Consider the following 19,794-nt stretch of genomic DNA (forward strand, 5'->3'; position numbering starts at 1 on the left):
ACGTTGGGCAGATAGAGAGAAGCACCCAGGCAGAAAGTTGACCAAGTTCTTTGTATGTATTTGGAAGTTGAACCGTACCAGAACAGAAGCATGCTGAACCGGAATCTTATTTAGGGTACTTGGTTGCAGCTACTGGCTTAAACAAGAGTTGCGAGAACAGGTACAGGTCATTTTTCCAGACGTTGAAGTCGTGTCCGCCTGGTTCTATGTAATAAATATGCGGTACCCCATGCTGTGCCAGGTAGTCATGGGTGCGCTGAGTGATGTGCAATAAGTTATCATCTTTTCCGCAGGAGATCCAAAGGAGCTGTAGTTTGCCTTTGTCCTTCCCCGGATTGGGGAATAATTCCTCGGCCATTTTTGTGTTGGGGGCAGACGAGAACCCGCCTACCCACGCGAACTTATCCAGGTTCCTTAACCCGAAGTTCAGGGACTGTCCGCCACCCATGGATAAGCCGGCAAGGGCCCGCCGCCTCCGATCTTTCTCCACGGGATAGGTATTTTCAACGAACGGAATCAAATTCTCCAGTAGGTCCTTCTCAAAGGCGGTGAACGCCTGCACTTTGGCGCTATCAAAGACATTGCCCACCGCCCGGTCATCTTTCATAGCCCGGCCGTTGGGCAGCACCACAATCATGGGTTCCAGTTTGCCCTCGGCATACAAATTGTCTAATATGATATGGGGTTGACCGTTCCGCAGCCATTCAAACTCATCACCGCCAATGCCGTGCAGCAGGTATAAGACCGGATATTTCTTTTTCCTGGTATACCCCGGAGGCGTGTACACCAACGCTTTTCGGGCGGTGCCTAAAAATTTAGAAGCATATTCCACCGTATCCAATTGGCACCGCGAAATCCCTGTCCGGAGCTTATCAAATCCTGGGGGCGCTACCTTCACCGAGTCCTGAGCCCATGCCACCATACTGAACAGTGCTATGGTAAGGGCCGTCAATAAAATTTTTCTCATAGTCTAATCTTAGAAGTCACCATCTTTATTGTGACTTAATGGAAACAGAAGGTGTTAGTTGGCCAGGGCTCACCTGCAATAATTGAAGCAGCAATCAGATCCGTTTCTGGGCTGCTTTTCCAAAACCGATGTAAAAACAAGGATTGAGTTAGCCACTTATTCCTTGACGAACCCGATCAAGAATTAACAGGCTTCTTCTTAAGTGCCTCTGAAGTAAAGAGAAACAGCTTATTGCAATGGATTACCAAAGAATCAGGCCAGATTGGCTTTGCTTTGCTAATTTATCACAATAAGCTGCTTTGAATCACAGTTAGTTGTATATTTTTAATCAACTCACAAGTGAACTCGTGTTTTGGGGCAGTTTTTGGAAAAACGGCTCCAAATCAGATCTTGTCACAAATTACTTCAAACCTTTCAGACCCTCTGCAAATCCTGCGTAGGCTGGCTTCCGAACGAGCCCTTGGGTCCAAAGGCCAGCGGGTTCAGTGGTATCCAGTGGATTGGAGATGGTAACGCCGTAACGCTGTTTAGCGGGCACTGTCTTTATGTACTCATTCAGAACGTATTGGTACATCTCTTTCTGCGCCAGGTATTGTTCCGGGGTAGCTTTGTCGGCAGTCACGCCTAAGGATACGCTTAACCCGGATACCCTTACCATTTTTCCGGTGGCGGCCAGTAGCTGGAACATGGTGGTAATGTTCTGCTTATCTGAGGTAAGGCTCAGGTTCAATCGGGTGCCTATTCCGTCTACTTTGGCGCCATTTGCTTCTATGTACTTCACATACTCAATCAGCCCTCGGGTTTTGTCCAGGTTCTGCTCCAGTTTGGTGTCGTTGATGAAGAGCAGGTCGGTGGCATTGCCTTTTGCTCGGGCAGCTTTGAAAGCCTTCACCGCATACTCTTTCCCCAGGTAATCTTGCCAGTAAAACTCATCCGAGGCCAGGGTTCTGCCTTTTCCTGTTCTCAGTTCAGAAGGCTTCTCATCATCCATGGGTTCGCTGACCACATCCCAGGCTTTGACAGACCCCTTGGTTGCGGTGACCAGGCCGGAGATCCAACGGTCTAGCTGGCTTGTAATAATGGCTTCTTTTTCTGCGGCGGTTTTCTGCACCAGGGTGGTCCCCCCCACAGATATGGCTGTGCTCAGGACCACGTCATCTATGTACACGGTACCGGCAAACTCGCCATAGCTAAATACAAGGCGGCTTCGGTCTGCAGCGGTGGCGGTGGTGGTGAGGGAGACAAGTTGCCAGTCTTTGGTCACGTTCACCATCCCAAAGCCGTTAGATGAGTAGTTGGGACTCTGCAGCTCTGGCCTGATGACACCCGTGGCAGTACCTTTTACCCAGAAACTCAGTTTGTAAGCTTTTCCGTTGTCCAGAGGCTTGCCCAGTTCATACGAGGTTTGGACGGTGTAATAATTGGCCGCGACAGAAGGATTGGTGACAAAGAACGCCTTACCTGCGTTGTTCAGGCCCATTCCGTCTGCGGTGATGCCCCTGGTGGAACCATTCCCCCAACCTCCCCAGCCTGACCCCGACTCAAAATTGCCGTTGGCCACCAAGTTGGTAATCAGCGGGTCTCCCTGGGTGTCATACACATAGAAATTGTTGATATCTACGTAATACGTCACATTGGGGGCATACCCCAGGTCTAGGTGCAGTTTGATAGAACCAGCATCAAAATCATTCACCTTGAACCTGACCCTTTTCCACCCAGGGCCGGTAGTAAAGGTTGGCGAACTACCGGTACCCGTCCAGTCTTTGGCAGGAGTATTATTTTTTAACCCTTCAAAGGCCACTCTCCCCTGGCCCGGGGCATCAGACTTGATATAGAAAACAACCTCATACTCATGGCCTTGCACCACCGGAACTGCGGGAGTTACCAATTGGAGGTCGGTTGGCGCAGAGGCGGAAGCCCCAGACACCAGCTTTATGGCTTTCACATTGCCCCCCATCCCCTCGTTATCTACAATTAAAACTGATGCCCCTAAAGTAGAATAGCCGTCAAATGTTCCAGCTTTGAGGCTATTAGTATTCAAAGAATTGGCATAAGCCGGAGACTCTACCACCAAGGGAGTAAGCAAGCCATTCAGGTAACTCGCGTTCTGGTTGGCATGCGACACCAGGGTATGGCCAAAAACGGTCATACCTGCCTTCTCCGCGGTGGTGAGGAACTTGGATACATTTTCCAGGTTAAGACTTCCATCAGCCTGCACTATGGCCCCGTGCATCATGCCGGAAGCAGGGGTTATCTCATCAAAGTTACGGTTAATGAGTCTGTACAATACCCCTTGCAAGCTGTAGTCTGTTATTATGGCACCTGTACCTAGCTTGAAACCTGGGTTAGCTTCCCGATTAACGAAGGTCTTCAGGTCGGCATAGGCGTCAATCTCCTCCTGTAAGGCGAAACTGGCCGGTTTCTCAACCTCAAAATCAAGCGGCTCATAGCCACAGGAGGTGGTCAGGAAGAAACTGGCAAGGCAAAATCCTATTTTATAGAAATGGTTCATGTTGTCTGAATCAAACGTTTATCCCCTTATTTGAGCACCGGCGTGTAGGTTTCCATAGCCACCCCACGGTCCCGCAGCACCACTGTATCTGTAGAAGTGACGCTCATGTCTTCCAACTCAATTTTGTAGTTCAGGTAAAGAGCGTCTCTGTCTGCATTCCCCCAGCTTTTCTTTTCTCCTCTTTTCACAAACTTGCCGGTTCCAGTTACCGTGTAGGCCGTAGAATTAGCCGAAATAGTACAATTTCCCTGCTCTGCGAAAGAGAGAAGTAGATTGCACGTGATGGTTTTTCCGGTTTTGTCCTTGAATTGAACCGGTAACTCTGCCTGGCTCAAGGACTGGGTCGTCAGTTTTACTATCTCATCCTTTTCCACGTAGGGCTGGTGTCTCACAATGGTCTGGTTCAGGGAGGTGTTCCCGTTTTTCCCTTCTATGATATCCTTGCCTCTTCTCAGGTAATTTCCATGCCAGGGGTTGACGTACTTAACCGCGTACAGGACAAAATCCTTGGGAACAATGCTCCAATGACCAGCCACTGCCCTGTTAGGGTTTTCAATCAAAGGCTTGCCAGACAAGATGGAATCTGCATTGTGAACCGCCGTCATGCGCATGGGAATGACATAGGTTTTCTTCAAGGCCAGCGGATCTGCGAAGAACTCATCGGTGAGTTGTACTTCCACCCCTCCTATGGTTTTCCCCTGCGGAATGATGATCTTGTCTGAGGCCAGTTGGTAGTAATTACTGGGCATGGCCGTGAGAGCATCTCCATTGGGGCCGAATAGAAGGCCAGCGCTCAATGAATTGTCCACGGTTACGGCAATGGTGACGTCTTTTTTGTTTTCATACACCCCGCCAGTGGTAGCCATAATGCTACACTTATGTTGGTTATCAAGCGTCGTGTCAAAGATGTCTTCCCCCAGCACGATGGTTCTCACCGGATACTGGTAGGCGAAATAGGTAGACTGGAACTCATAATCCGGGAATTCCCATTCCTCGTTTTCACAGGAAGTTAAACCTACCAGCAGGGTTAAAAAGCTTAGATATATCTTCTTCATTGTTCTGATTTTTAATAAAGGAAACCTAGGTGTAAAGCGAATAAGCGGGGTCCTGTTACCATCCCCTGTTTTGTGCCAGGTTACTGAACTTCAGAATTTCACTGTAAGGAATTGGGCCATAAGTCATATGACTTCCATAAATTCTGGCTTCCACGGGAATCGTCTCATGGTTTCCATTCTGTATCCTTACTCCTCTTGCCTCTTCTGTTAGATTGGCGTTCCAGCGGCGTAAATCCCAAAAGCGGAAGTCCTCAAAACATAATTCCAGCCGACGTTCATTTCTGATCAGGGCGCGCATGGCTTCCTTGTCTGATTTGATAGACTCCAGGTAATTGTCTGGCTGACTGATACCGGCGCGTTTCCGGATAGCCGCGATCACATCATAGGCAGAGAACCCCACTGATCCTGTCCCGGTAGGGCCCCAGGCTTCATTTGCCGCCTCGGCATAAATGAGGTAAATCTCAGTGTAGCGGATGCGGGGTTTGTAGTGCTTCTGGGTGTTGGTGGTCACAGGGTTGAGGTTGACATCCTGCCGAAGCAGTTTCCGCATGTAATACCCTGTTCTGGTAGAAGTCTCCACCCTGTTAAGGGCATCATTGGTAGTACCATCCGCGGCTGTGATGATGGCCGTATTGTTCGGCCCGCCCGTACTCCCATTCACTGAGATGAAGAGCTTCAGGCGTGGGTCGCGGTTGTCATACGGTGCTGTGCTCATATATCCGCTGGCGGCATCTGTAATGGGAAAGCCGTTTGCCATGGGAAAAGCGTCTACCAGGTTTTGCGAGGGATTTAACCGACCGTTGCCAAAAAGGGTTGGGGGGAAATGCTGCCGTTCCAGGTCATTGCTTAAAGACACATCACTTCGCCACAGGATTTCCGGGGGGTTATTTCCTGCCGCCAATTCATTGATCACAGATGCAGCCGCATACCAGTTCAGGCCATTGGGGTCCAGCCCGCTTACTCCTCCTTTGAGCAGCAAAACTTTTCCAGCATCCTCGGCTGCCTTGGCCCAGGTGGTGGTATTGCCTGAACTATAAGCTGGGCTTGCCGCTAACAGCGCGGCCTGGGCTCTAATGGCCATCGCAATCCGTTTTGACATGCGTTGGCGGGCAAACTGGCCGAACACCCGGTTGTATTCGTCTAAATTGCTTCCGCTGTAAGCTGGTGGTAAACTGGAAGCATCCTCAAAATCCAGCGGAAGCAGTTCTTCCGCCTTATCCAGATCCCGGTAGATTTGTTGCATGCACTCCTCAAAGGTTGCCCGGGGCTTATTGAAGTCAGAGTTTGTTTTCTCAGGTTCCAGCACTATGGGAACCCCCAGCAACTCACCGCTTGCGCTCTTTCCGGCATGCGTCCTCAACAGATGATACATGAAAAGTGCCCGCAACCCATACGCCTCCCCGTTGATACGGTCTTTGAACATCTGGCTAACTTTCTCATCCTTGGCCCATTTCACTTTTTCACTCTCCTGAAGCAGGATGTTCAGGTATTGGATGGCTGCTTTGGAGTTCCGCCACTCATCAAATGGGTTGTTGTTAGAGGTCCATTGTCCGGTTGCCACTTTCAGGTAGGCATTGTTTCTGTCATTACTGACTGCGTTATCAGTGGCAACATCCGTAAAGGCCCACCCATTGGTGGGGATGCGGGCATACCCGTTCAACAGGAACCCTTGGGCATATTCTGCCTCCTCATACATGTCATCCAGACCCCGGAGGTTTTCTAAGCCTGGTTCAATCAAATCGTCACAGCTGCCAGCCATGAAAGCGACCGCCAGGAATAAGAGTAATTTCTTTTTCATATGATTATGCTTATTCAAAACCAATTAGAATGAGGCTCTCAGACCAAAATTGTAAAACCGGGTTTGGGGTGAGCTCCCCACGTTCAACTCCATCACTTTGCGCTCTGGGGAGATGGTTAGCAGGTTAGCGCCACTGAGATACACATCCCACTCCCGGAGAAAGGATTTCTTCAGGAAGGAAGTAGGAAGACCATAGGAGACCTGTATTTTGGCTAAATCAAACCGGTTGGTGCTGTAAAGCCAGAAATCAGAAGAGCGGAAATTGTTGTCACTGTTAAGGGTGGTAAGCCGTGGGTAAGTAGCCGTATTCTGGGTTTCCTGGGTCCAGCGACCCCGCACCACTTCAGAATACTTGTCTTCTCCGTCTACCCAGAAGTAGGAGCTGTTCTTCATGGCATACCCGCCAAATCTACCTACCCCCAAAGCAAAGAAGGTAAGGTTCCGCCACTTAGCAGTTAGATTGATGCCCATGGTTAGGGGGCTCCCGTACCAACCACCTTTTCCAAGATAGACTTCATCCTGGGTATTGATGATGCCATCTCCGTTCTGGTCTTTGTATTTGATGTCTCCAGGTTTTACCTGACCGAAAGACTGAGTGGGTGATTTGTCAATATCCTCCTGATTTTTGAAGAAACCGGCATTCTGTAATCCCCAAAGAGCATCCAGCGGTTTACCCTTCCGGTTCTGATACTCGTCTTCGTACAATTCGGCCCGCTTGGTGGCTTTAGAATCATAGTAAGTTCCTACCAATCCCAAGGTCCAGTCTATTTCCCCCAAGCGTTTATTCAGGTTTACATTGAAATCAAAACCTACCCGCTGGTCATCGTTGTAGTTGACATAGGGAATGAAGGAGGAATTTGGCCAACCAGTGTTAAAATAACTGGGGTATAGAACTGAAGCCTGTACTACATTGCCGGTCATTTTATTGGCAAAAACAGAGCCTTCAAACGTAACCAGTCTATTGAGGAAGGATGCCTCTATCCCAAGACTTACTTCTTCTCTTTTTGAGAACGTAAAGTCAGGATTCTCTCCCCGCCTTGAGTCAGTGGTTCGGCTAAGGGCGCCATCTCTCCAGTTGTACCAGGCTCCGTCTGTCTGGGTGTAGATACTCTGGTAGAGATAATAGTCATTGATGTTCAGATCTGTGTGCAATACACCTCCTGAGAGGGACAATTTTAGATGATCCACCACAGAAGAATTTTTTAAGAAATCCTCTTCACTAATGCGCCAGCCTAAAGAGGCCGTTGGTGAAAAAGCCTGCCGGTTACCCTCGGGCAATCTAGCTGAGTGTACAAGGGCACCATTGAAGTCAACATAGTATTTATTCTGAAAATCGTACCCTACATGGAGTCCCAGGTTGGCGTTGCTGGTTTTATGGTACACCGCAGATTGGGATTGTTGGAAACCATTGGCTATGAGCAAAGCCGATACATGGTGGTTTTCCTGTACGGTAGTCAGGTAATTGAATTGGGCAGAAAAGGCAAGCGTTTGCTGGTACCAGCTATTGCTGACGTTTTGAGCCCCGGTTTTAAAATCCTGCCCAAATTTGGTCAGGCTGCTGATTTGGTCATACCCGGCATAATTGTTCCAGGTTGGTTGGTATACTGCGTAATTATTGTTGAAGGATTGGTTATAAGAGGTAGAATAATCCACTCCGAAGTTGGTCTCAAAGGTTAATCCTTGCAGCACATTAGTCAGATTTACCCCTACTCCAGTGCCAAACTGAAACTGACGGCTGGTGAATTTATTATTGCCGCCGGCGTAGATAGCAGCAAACGGGTTAGTCTGGTCTAACTGGGTACCTCCCAGCAGATACTTACCGTCAATGATGTAATTACTGTTTTTTATCAGCTGTTGGGAAGCCTCGTCACTCTCCTCTATCATGCTGATGGGGATGAGCGGAGCAAAACGGTTGGGCCGAAGTGTGGCGGCACCGTTCCAGTAATTTGTGTTTACCCCGTATCCATTGTAGTAGATCGCGGAAGCATCTACCCGGGTAGTGATAAAGCTATTCAGATCAATGTCAACGTTCCCCCGTATATTGAAGCGTTCGGTTCTGTTGTTCTTTTTCGCTTCTCCGAAGTTCAGGAGAGACCCGGCGGTATTGAAACCCATATTGGTGTAGTAGCGGGCTTGCTTGTTGCCGCCCGAGATTTCCAGGGTACCGTCATACCGATTATAGGTCCTTTTCAGATAATCAGGCGAAAAGTAGTCCACGTCTGGGTACCGAAAAGGGTTGGCCCCTGAAGCGTGGTTGTAAATGGTGGCATCACTGTATAGTTTATCCAAGCCATCGTTCTGCCGGGCCTCATTGTACAAGGTCATATACTCAGCGGAGCCGAGGTACTTTGGATACACCTTCGGGACGAACATACCCGCGTTTACCCTTGCCTTGATTTGTTGTTCCTGCGCTTCTCCCCTCTTGGTGGTGATGTACACAACACCCTTGGCAGCCCGGCTTCCGTAAAGAGCCACAGCGGACACGCTCTTAAGGAAAGTCACCTGTTCAATTTCCGTAGGCATGACACTGCCAGCATCGCGGGGCACGCCATCCACCAGTAACAGGTAGCCGTCCATTCCCCAGATGTTGCCGTTGAACCCGCCGGCAAACGCCTCCATCCCTTCCAGGCTGCTCGTAGTGTAACTCTTTTCTAGAATTTCCGATAATTGAACCACTGAAACCCCCTCCGGAACACTCCCTTTGTTTACTTTCCGAAAAGCGACTTGTACTGGAAGGGCATCGTCAAGAGGCGCCAGGTTGATTTCACTTAATACAGGAGTTGCCTCAATTGATCTCTGCTCGTAACCGGAAGCACTCACCGATAAAGTTGAATTATGAGAAACCTTCAAAGAAAAGGCTCCTAATGAATCGGTTACCGTATCAGCGTCATCGTTTCCAAGGCTGACGGTCGCTCCTCTGAGCGGCTTTCCATCCACTCCGCGAACAGTAGCTTTTATATCAATCTTGTCCGTTGTCTGTGCTTTCAGTACCAAGGGATAACCCGTGACCAATGCACATAGGAATACTATATAGATGTGTTTCATCTTGCTCAAGTTTTGAATACCTATTTTGGATTTTGCCCTTTACCAGCCTGGGTTTTGGCTGAATTCTAAGTACATGCTTACATCAGCGGTCTTTAAAGGCAACCAGTAGTGTTTACTACTGAATTTCCGCTCCAGAATAACCTGTTCACGTAGATTGACCACCCTGTTCTGTTTAGGATCTGTCGTATTGAAAACTCCGGTACGGTTAAATTCAAGTGACGTCTTCAGTGTGTAAGGGCTTTCAATCAGCAATAACCAGCGACGAAGATCATTGAACCGGTGGCCTTCAAAAGCGAGTTCCACGGCTCGTTCGCGTCTTACCTCACTCATAAACAGGTCAAGTGACCCCAGAAACTTATCGGCTACATGCCCTACGCCCGCTCTGTCACGGAGCACATTGATTGCGTCCACAGCGGTCTTGCTGTATCCTGGGTCTTTGCCAACGGGGGAGCTATACCCTTGCGCGGCTGCTTCGGCATACATGGTGTAGACATCCCCCAATCTCATCCAGGGAAGGTGAATATTAAGGCTGTTGCCGTAATCGTATCCGTTGTCATACTTATTGGCAGTGATAGGAATGAATTTGTAGAGCAGGTACCCCGTACGGCTCCCGGTACTCACATTCCTGTAATTCCCTCCGGTGAAAAGGTTGGCATACCGGTCATCCTTGACGGCATCAGGAATGGATCCCATCACAACTTTTACCCCATCATACACAATGTCATTGTAAAACCGGGGGTCACGGTTGCGCCATGGGTACTCAGGATCATACCCAGATTCAGGATCAGCCTTTGTGATGTCAGTGATGGGAAGGCCATTGGCCATTCCGTAGTAATTTACGTAGTTAGCCGTAGGCAGGAATTTTACATCGCCATCTGTTAAGATAGGTGATGGCTGATATTGCTTACTGGTACCCCAGTTTGATCCATTTGCCCCGTAGTAAGGCCCCCGAAAAATGGCTTCGGTACTACCGGGTATCTGCCAGTTCTGACCAGTGGTATAGAAATTCTTGTAATAGTCTTTGAAGGGTACGAGCTTATGGGGAGCCTCACCGCTTTCGGTTAACTTCAGCAACTCAGCAAACGCCGCTGTGGCCTTCTTGCACAGTTCAGGGTTGTAGCTTCTGTTCCCGGTTGATTCCAAATTCATTAATGGACTCCCAGCCCACAGATAGTTCTTGCCCAGATACCCAAGCGCCATGATCTTATTGATCCGGAGGTCATTTTTTCCCAGCGTTCTTTTTCCTGCAGTGGTATTGTCCCAGTTGACAGGCAGTAAATCGGCGGCAGCTCTGAAGTCCTGAGCCGCTTTCTCCGCGCATTGCTGGTAGCTTAGGCGAGGCAAGGTCAATTTCTCATCGCTGGGTAGTACGTAATCAATGTAAGGCAGCCCGCCAAAATACTGCATGAACTGGAAGTGGAACCAGCCTCTGAAGAACAGCAGTTGCCCTTTGATCAGGTTCTTCTCTTCCTCGGTGGCATCTGTCATCTTATCCAGGTTCTCCAAGCCCATGTTGGCTTTTCTGATTCCGTACCAACCTAGTCTCCACATGGACTTAGTGAATCGGTCATCATTGGTGGAGGTGTTGTTTCTGTCCATCCAGCCGGCTTGCCAACCGTCATGCTGAGACTGCCAACCCCAGAAATTTCCATTGTCTATTTTAACCCCAAAATGAAAATCACGGGCCGTAGACTGTATTTCATCATCTCCCCAGTTCCATGAGTTTGTCCAATAGGCATTGGAGAAATCGGGGATGCAGTGGTAAAGCTCCTCGGTATACCCTTGGAAGTTTGTGAAGTTTTTAAATGCCTCCTCCGGCGCTATGACAGACTCATCGGTTACGTCCAGGTAGTTTTCACAGGAGACCGTTAACATCATACAGAGCGCCAGGCTCCACCGTAATAAAGTTCGTATATTTGTCTTCATATTCTTTCAGTTAAAAAACAATGTCAACTCCCAGATTATAGCGCTTCACTGTGGGGTAAGCTCCCTGTGAAGCCCAGCCTGTCCCTGCGAAATTGGACTCCCGGTCATCTGGCATTTTGGTCCACACATAGAGGTTATTTCCGTTCAGATACACCCGCACATTGTTGAACCCAATTTTCTTAACTGCCTTGGAATTGAAGGTATAGGCGATCTCCGCATTCTTCAGGCGTAGATAGGAGCCGTCATACATGTACCGGCTTGCGCTGTTGTATCCACTTGGAGTTGAAAGCCAACGGGGCATAGGAGTGTCAGCATTGGTATTCTCCTTAGACCAGTAACTTCCCTCTTCGTACACCACATGGTTCTGGGAACTCAGGCTGGTAAGCACCACCTGTCTGGTTACATTGTTCACGCCGTAGAGTTGAACAAATACACTGAACCCTTTCCAGTCTAACCCAACGGTACTGTTGTAGGTGTTTTGCGGCGTACCAGTAAATCCGTAAGGGATATTGTCAAATTGATCAATTACCCCATCTCCATTGTAGTCAGTGATTAAATAGTTACCAGGCATTTTCTGGTTATCATTGGTGTTGTGTGGCGTGCTCGCATACAGTTCATCCCAATTGTTATAATATCCCTGACCCACATAAGAGTAGGCTTGTCCAATCTGCTTGTTTTCCCTCTTCTGGTATTCGGGTAACAATCCGGCGTCATCGGCATCCAGTACTTTATTTTTGGAATGGGTCATGTTAAGGTTAGACCACAGGCGCATTCCGTTTCTTAGTTTGTGTTCAAGGTTAAGCACAAACTCATACCCCTGATTCTGAACTCTTCCTAAGTTGGCAACGGGAGCAACCGTACCATAATAAGAGGGGATTGATCTGCTGCCACCAGCCAGGAGAATATCATTGCGTTCATCCCGGAAGAAATCTATGTTCCCGTGGATAGCCCCGTTGAGAAATCCGAAGTCAAGACCAACATTATATTTCTTAACCGTCTCCCAACGAACGTCCTCGTTCCCAACCGAGGTTTCCCTGTACCAGGTGTACGGACTCTGCTCAGCTGCTTCTCCAGAGATACCAAGACGGCTCCGCCCGCCGTAGGCCCATTGGGTTAAGTAGAGCCATCTTCCATTGATATTATCATCCCCTATCTCGCCATAAGATGCCCGTACCTTCAGCATATCCAGAAAAGTGAGGGATTCCATAAACTTCTCCCTGGAAAGTACCCATCCTATGCCTCCAGAAGAGAAAAAAGCAAACCTGTTTTCCTTGCTGAATTTCTCGGATCCATTGTAGGCGCCGTTGTACTCCAGCATATACTTACCTGCGTAGTTGTAAGTAGTACGAAATACCCAGTCTTCCCTAAACTGTGGGACCTCACTACCAGTAGCTAATTCATTGCGGTTCACAAGCCCCATAGCGGTGATGTCATGGTCTTCTGCTACGGTGATTTTGTAATTCAACTGAGCCTGGTAAAAAAGTCTTCGGAAAGAAGCCCCGTTATCAACTGCTCCCGGGGTGGCAGACCACTTGACACCTTCCTGAAAATCAAATCGGTTATTAGGGTCAAAGCTCTGGCGGTAAACAACGGTGCCGGTTGCAGGATCTACCCAGGTTTCCTGCGTAGTATTGTACAAGTCGTTTACACCTCTGTCTCTTTCAATGAAAGTGTTATCTAAAGCGATAATTCCTCTGAAATCAAGCCCTTTCAAGAGCATGTCCAGTTTCTGCTCCAGTACAAAATCTGTGTTAAGGCGCGCCGTTGTCCTATATTGGATTCCGCTGATAGCCAAGGACCTTACTGAGTTTTCAGCTAAACCTGGATTCTGTGCAAAGTACCCCCAGGAGCCATCTGAATACTGGGGAAGAAACACATCAGGGGCATTGCTGTAGGCGGCAATCCACATACCGTACTCATTCCCGGTAGCCCCCCAGGGGCTTTTCTTCACTCCGTATGAACCGGAGAGGTTGGCTTTGAAAACAGTGGTGGGGGTGATTTGGAAATCCAGGTTGCTGCGTACATTCAACCGGTTGAAGCCATAGCCTGGTTTGTACCCGCGGTTGTTGTCAAATTGCCGCATGAGGTCTCCCTCACGCAGGAAATCCGCACTGGTAAAGTACTTCACGTATTTAGAACCACCGCTTACATTTAAGCTGGCGTTATAAGACATGGTATAATCCCTGAACAAGGTATTTGCCCAGTCTACATTTGGATAGCGCTCCCTTTCTTCCTCATTAGCCGGAAAACGGTATTTGTCAATGATAGCTGAAGGAAGATAATCATTCCAGGCAGCGGGCCTAAGTGCTAGTTCGTTTTCTATTGCCCTATTACGGACCCATAATGCATCATACGCATCATATTTGCCGGGCAATTTGGAAGGAACTTTCACGGTGGAGTTTACCCGTCCACGAATCATGGCTTCCCCTTCGGCTCCCCTTTTAGTGGTGATAATGATGACTCCATTGGCCCCTCTGGAACCATACACAGCCGTAGCAGAAGCGTCTTTTAACACTGAGACGGACTCCACTGAGCTAATGTCCACACTATTCATGGGGCGCTCTATACCATCCACCAGCACTAGTGGTGAGGAGTTATTCCAGGAGCTTGATCCCCTAATCACAATCAGAGGATCTTCTTCACCAGGCATACCCGTACTGGCCGACGTAACTACGCCCGGTACATTTCCCGTCAATGCTGCCCCAATACTGGACACCCCTCCGGCACGCTCCAGCACTTTGCCGGTTGTTTGAGTGATGGCGGCAACCACACTTTCTTTTTTCTGCTCTCCGTAACCTACCACCACAACTTCTTCCAGGCTGTTGACATCCGCCTTCAAGGTAACATTGACCTGCGATTTACTGCCTACAACTACTTCCTGGGTAACATACCCGATAAAGCTAAAAACCAGCACTGCTTCCGGAGAAGGGACATTAATGGAATATTCTCCGTTCAGTGAGGTAGAGGTACCAATGGTGGTACCTTTCACATACACACTCACTCCTGGTGAGCCTTGATCATCATCGCTCAGTAAAACCCTGCCGGTGACTGTCCTGCTTTGCTGAGAATTGTTCCTATCAACCAAGCTTTCAGTTTTCTCTGCTAACAGGTTGAACTCACTCCTGGATTTGGGTTGTGGGTTCATGTTTGATGCCCATGATGTACCAACAAAAAAGCATTGAACACAAACCCCCATACAGGCATACTTAAGTATATGCCGATTTTGTCGTAGAAATTTTCTCATGCCATTTTCATTTAATAAGTAGTTGAATTACTCCGATGCTTTTCATTTATGAACTGGTTGTTTTGTGGTGTTCAGGAGCAGAATCAACCCTACAGCTATTGAAATTTCAGCGAATAGATTCTACTCACCCAGGTTGGTTCAAAGGATAGAAGGTGTTGAGTCAAATGAATCTGCTGATTGCACCTTACATTTTTCTAAACAGGCTAGTAATTGTGTAAACTCTTCTATTGGTGATGGTTAAGACAAAACCCGTGGATAGATATTGCGCACTAAACAGTCTTCTATTTCCTCTCGCCCTTAGGCCTCCCCTATTTGACTACCGCCGAGGTTTGGTTAGTAACTGCCCTATAGTCTTGCACCAGGCAGTTGTTAACATAATATCATTGTTCTTGTACTATTTTTAAAATAGAACTTCAATGGTTTTTCTATTCTTCAGTTTATTCTGAAAAACATATGCTAATGTATTTTGCTAGGATTTAAGACGAACTTATTCATGTAACACGTCTTTCACAGCAGGTTACATTTACAAAACCTAGTGTAACATATATTGAATCTGATGTTACACACCCCCCAGATTTTAAAGGAATGAAGGTTTTTGCCCGAGGAAAGATTTTGGCCCATTAACAGAAGTTATTTGACAAATCGGCAAAACTGCCTTGACTGACATCTAAATTGTAAGCAGTAAAATGGGGACTTGAAGATGATAAGAAACGACAGGGTGTGTCATAGATGGATGTGCGGTAAACTCCAGAAGGCTTTGTGCCTGATTAGCTTTAAAGCGAATGTAAGTTTACAGGCACCAAGAAAGGAAGAGAGTTAGCTAAGACTAAAGATCAGGTCAGTCTCTTCAGTACAGCAACACTTGTACCTCGGTTTCTTCTCTTTGCCAGAAAGATTCAGAGATTGACACTTTTAGAGTCAGCAAAAAGATTATTGTCATTTTTACAAATATCTTTATAAAACTCCAGGCATTTTTAGTAAATAGCTTATTGTTAGGGATTCATCAAAGTGAAAGGGATTTCACTAGATCTGGAAACGTAACTCATCCTTTACAAGGTGCATCACCACTCTTGTAAATAGGTGCGGTGGTTAGAGGATCTTCATGAATCGGAAAAAAAACCAACTCCCCTTGAAGTGAAGGTAAAACTCAAACTTTTCTGTCTGCTCCTTTGGATACATACTGCGGCGACTGCGCAGTCTGGGAAAATGTTTTCTGTAGATTTGGAACTCTCCAACAGTCTTATCCATCAGGTATATCAGGATAGTAAAGGCATCATCTGGGTGGCCACTCAAGATGGATTGAACAGATACGATGGTTCAAAATTTACTATTTACAGACAGGACAAGAAGGACCCTAACTCCATATTAAATAATTATGTTCGCTTCCTTTTTGAGGACAGAAAAGGTCACCTGTTAGTAGGGTATTATAATGGTCTGCAGATGTATGACCATGCGACAGATTCATTCAAACAAATCCCCCTGCTGCCAGAAGGTAGGGAGGAATACGATGCCCACGTTCTTAACATCATGGAACGGCAGAATGGTGAGATACTGATCGGAACTTCTGGTTTTGGGGTTTATTCGCTAAAGTTTGAGGGAAAGAAATATACAATCCAACCAATCAAACAGAGGATTCCAGGAGATGTCATTGATTATGTTTTTGAAGACAAAGACCAGAGTCTCTGGGTAGGTACCCAGGACAAAGGGCTCTCCCGGATCAGCAAGGATGGCAAAAAAAAGTATTTTCCTGGTTCCGAAACTTCTCCCCGAAACACCATAACTGGTATTTGCCAGGATAAGGAGGGGAATGTGTATGTGAGCAGTGCCAGCAATGGACTCTTCGTCCATAGAAGGTCAACCGACAGCTTTGAAAAGATTCCGTATCTCCCCTCCTCCAACCTACCTATCAACACTTTGCATTTGGGGAGAAAGGACATGCTTTACATTGGAACCGATGGTGAGGGTGTAAAGATCTACGACCTGACAAAAAAGATCATCACAGAAGGTAATTTCAATGTCACAACCTTTGATTTCAAAAAGTCTAAGGTGCACTCCATCCTGGAAGACCAGGTGGGCAACTTGTGGTTAGGGATTTACCAGAAAGGGGTAATGCTGCTACCGGCTAGTGCCAGTAACTTTAAGTACATTGGGTATAAATCCATCAATAACAACACCATCGGCTCCAACGCCATTCTGAGTTTCTTTGAGGACCACGAGAAAACCCTGTGGGTTGGTACAGACAGCGATGGCCTGTATGGGTTAGGTGCGAACGGTAAACAGATAGCGCATTTCAGCCGCACGAGTTCCCCCTCTTCCGTGTCTTCATCCATCATGAGTATTTTCGAGGACTCCAACAGAAACCTTTGGTTGGGTTCGTACCAAAATGGGTTGGCGAAGTTAGACCGCAAGACTGGAAAATGTGACTATATCTCAACCCTTCGGGATGAGAATTCCAATTTGGTGGAGCGAATCTATAGTATCACAGAAGACCGGCAGAAGAACCTATGGATTGCCAGTATGGGAGCTGGCTTATTTTCCCTGGATTTACGCACGCAAAAGGTCACCCACTACGACGCCGTCCCTGGTTCTCCCAACACAGGAAAAGAAAATCACCTCCATAACCGCTGGATCAATTGCCTGTTGCTGACCAGCAAGGATAGACTTTACATAGGAACCTATGATGGCATTGGTTGCCTGGACATGAAAACCAAAAGCTTTGTCTCTACACTCGGGACCAACCGGCTGCTGCATGGCCTGATAGTTTACTCCTTGTATGAAGACCAAAAAGGTAATATCTGGATTGGTACCTCACAGGGACTGAAGTATATGGATAGCAGGACAAATGAAATTAAGTCCTACACCATAGAGGACGGGCTCCCCAGTAATGTTATTTGTGCTGTGAAAGGAGATGCGGCTGGCAACCTTTGGATCAGTACCAACTACGGTGTGTCAAAGCTGAACCCCACCAAAGATCGGTTTGTAAACTATTATGCCAACGATGGCTTACAAGGCAATGAATTCAGCAAAGGCGCTGCCTTTGTGAATGGAAAAGGACAAATCATCTTTGGAGGCATCAATGGCATCACGTATTTCAACCCTGAGGAAATTCCCGATGTAATTTCCGCCCCCGGGAAAAAGCTGGAAGTACGTATCACAGGCTTTTACCTTCATAATCAAGCCGTGAAGAAGGGAATGGCCTCCGGTGGGCAGGATATTGTTGATACCGCAGTAATGGATGCTGACGTATTCCGCCTCTCGCACAATGACAACTCCTTTAGTATAGAATTAGCCACCCTGGACTTTGCCAATCCAGAGCGGATCACATACCAGTACTCCTTGCAGGGCGAGGACTGGATCAGCCTACGGCCCGGAACAAACACGGTGAACTTTACTGACCTAGCCCCAGGGACTTACCGGTTTAGGGTAAAGGCAAAAGAGTATAGCCTTACTTCTGACAGCAAAGAGGTTACCATCATTATTTCCCCAGCCTGGTATCTATCTGCCTGGGCAAAGGTTATTTACGCGCTTATATTGGCAGGGCTTATCATGTTGGTTGTGATGCAAATCAGACTTCGGCAACGCACCCGCCAGAAAATGCAGGAGCACCTGCAAGCAAAACAAATCAACGATGCCAAACTGCAGTTCTTCATCAATATCTCCCACGAGATCAGGACACCTATGTCTTTGATTTTGAGCCCGCTGAAAAAACTGATTTCCATAGACAAAGATGGAGAGCGTCAGAAGTCTTACGCTACTATGCAACGTAATTCTGAACGTATCCTGCGCCTGATCAATCAACTCATGGATATCCGTAAGATTGACAAGGGACAATTAAAATTGAGATTTCAGGAAATTGAAATGGTTGGCTTTCTGCAAGAGCTTTCCGCCATTTTCGACGAGCAAGCCCAGGCCAAAAACATCGACTTCCTGTTCCATCATGACGTTGAAAAGCTACCGGTGTGGGTAGATCCCAACCAGTTTGATAAGGCAATTCTTAATGTGCTTTCAAACGCCTTCAAGTTCACACCCGAAAACGGAAGAATTGAAGTTTACCTCCACGCCGGGGAAGACCTATCCGCGCCAAATGAACTGCGCAACTATTGTGAGGTTATTATTTCTGACAATGGAATTGGCATAGAGGAAAGCGAGCGGGAGAAAATCTTTGATTGCTTTTACCAGGTGGAGGCCGCCCATAACCATTTTGTGGGAGGCACTGGCATTGGTCTGCACCTGACCCGGTCCATTGTGGCCCTTCACCATGGCAGCATAAGGGCAGAAGGCAACCCCGATGGGCGAGGAACGCGCTTCATCTTGCGTTTACCCCTTGGGAAAGACCACCTACAGACAGAAACACTCCTGGAAACACCGGTTTCTTTGCCGAAATCTGAGCCTGCCGTGCAAGTTATACCAACACTTGCGCCTGTAGTGGAAAAGGTTAAACCAAAATCCACCACCAAAAGCCACGTGTTGGTGGTGGATGATGATGATGAAATCAGGAAGTATATCTGTGAGGAGTTTTCTAGCGAGTTTCACATTATGGAAAGTTCAAATGGTAAAGAAGCTCTTTCCCTTTTGTTGAACAAAACACCTGATTTGATTATCAGTGATGTGATGATGCCAGAAATGGATGGCATTACCCTGTGCAGGAAAATCAAACAGAATGTGACCGTTAACCACATTCCTATTATCCTCCTGACGGCCAAATCAGAAGAAGAAGACAAATTGGAAGGCTTGGGTATTGGGGCCGATGCCTACCTGGTGAAGCCTTTCAACATTGAAATCCTGAAAAAGACGGCTCAGAACATCATCAAGAACCGTAAGATGCTCCGAAACAACTTCAGCGGCAATCAGCACCAGACCGATAAAGTTCAGAAAGTTGCCCTTAAGTCAGCAGATGAAAAACTGCTGGCTAAACTCATTGAGATCATCAACAAGAACATAGGCAACCCGGCCTTGAACATAGAAATGATTACCAGGGAGATTGGTATCAGTCGGGTACACTTACATCGTAAGATGAAAGAACTCACGAATCAATCCACAAGTGATTTTATCAGGAATGTTCGCCTGCAGCAAGCGGCAGAGCTCCTCTCCAGCAAACATCTGAATATCTCTGAGGTGGCCTTTGCGGTGGGTTTCTCAAGCCTCACGTCTTTTTCTAGTGCATTCAAGGAACTCTACGGGGTATCTCCTACGGCCTATATGGATGCGTATGCAAATCGTTAGAATTACCTTGCCTATTACTTCAGG

The 19,794-nt window shown here is 47.4% G+C and carries 8 protein-coding genes; 1 reads left to right on the forward strand and 7 read right to left on the reverse strand.

Annotated features, from left to right (window positions below; translation table 11 throughout):
• Window positions 1-106 precede the first annotated feature (106 nt).
• The 7 genes from JT719_RS04940 to JT719_RS04970 all read right to left on the reverse strand — a co-directional run bounded on the left by JT719_RS04940 (window position 107) and on the right by JT719_RS04970 (window position 14,448).
• Entirely contained in the window at window positions 107-967 is an 861-nt protein-coding gene (locus JT719_RS04940; RefSeq protein WP_207431383.1) for an alpha/beta hydrolase-fold protein, read from the reverse strand.
• A gap of 400 nt (window positions 968-1,367) precedes the next feature.
• On the reverse strand, window positions 1,368-3,479 hold the full coding sequence (locus JT719_RS04945) for an endo-1,4-beta-xylanase (protein ID WP_207431384.1): 2,112 nt from the start codon (window positions 3,477-3,479) through the stop codon (window positions 1,368-1,370).
• Window positions 3,480-3,505: 26 nt separating this feature from the next.
• Complete coding sequence (locus JT719_RS04950) at window positions 3,506-4,534, reverse strand: DUF5627 domain-containing protein (protein WP_207431385.1); 1,029 nt, start codon at window positions 4,532-4,534, stop codon at window positions 3,506-3,508.
• Between the two features lie 55 nt (window positions 4,535-4,589).
• Window positions 4,590-6,332 carry a RagB/SusD family nutrient uptake outer membrane protein gene (locus JT719_RS04955; protein WP_207431386.1) on the reverse strand — a complete coding sequence of 581 codons (1,743 nt, stop codon included), beginning with the start codon at window positions 6,330-6,332 and terminating at the stop codon, window positions 4,590-4,592.
• 24 nt (window positions 6,333-6,356) lie between these two features.
• A complete protein-coding gene (locus JT719_RS04960; RefSeq protein ID WP_207431387.1) occupies window positions 6,357-9,377 on the reverse strand; it encodes a SusC/RagA family TonB-linked outer membrane protein in 3,021 nt (1,006 codons plus the stop codon).
• 39 nt (window positions 9,378-9,416) lie between these two features.
• Window positions 9,417-11,255 carry a RagB/SusD family nutrient uptake outer membrane protein gene (locus JT719_RS04965; RefSeq protein WP_242693073.1) on the reverse strand — a complete coding sequence of 613 codons (1,839 nt, stop codon included), beginning with the start codon at window positions 11,253-11,255 and terminating at the stop codon, window positions 9,417-9,419.
• 58 nt (window positions 11,256-11,313) lie between these two features.
• Window positions 11,314-14,448 carry a SusC/RagA family TonB-linked outer membrane protein gene (locus JT719_RS04970; RefSeq protein ID WP_207431389.1) on the reverse strand — a complete coding sequence of 1,045 codons (3,135 nt, stop codon included), beginning with the start codon at window positions 14,446-14,448 and terminating at the stop codon, window positions 11,314-11,316.
• Window positions 14,449-15,753: 1,305 nt separating this feature from the next.
• Between JT719_RS04970 and JT719_RS04975 the strand changes: the two genes are divergently transcribed.
• Window positions 15,754-19,770 carry a hybrid sensor histidine kinase/response regulator transcription factor gene (locus JT719_RS04975; RefSeq protein ID WP_207431390.1) on the forward strand — a complete coding sequence of 1,339 codons (4,017 nt, stop codon included), beginning with the start codon at window positions 15,754-15,756 and terminating at the stop codon, window positions 19,768-19,770.
• Window positions 19,771-19,794 lie beyond the last annotated feature (24 nt).

It is taken from the genome of Sabulibacter ruber, assembly GCF_017355955.1.
Classification (GTDB): Bacteria; Bacteroidota; Bacteroidia; order Cytophagales; family Hymenobacteraceae; genus Nibribacter; species Nibribacter ruber_A.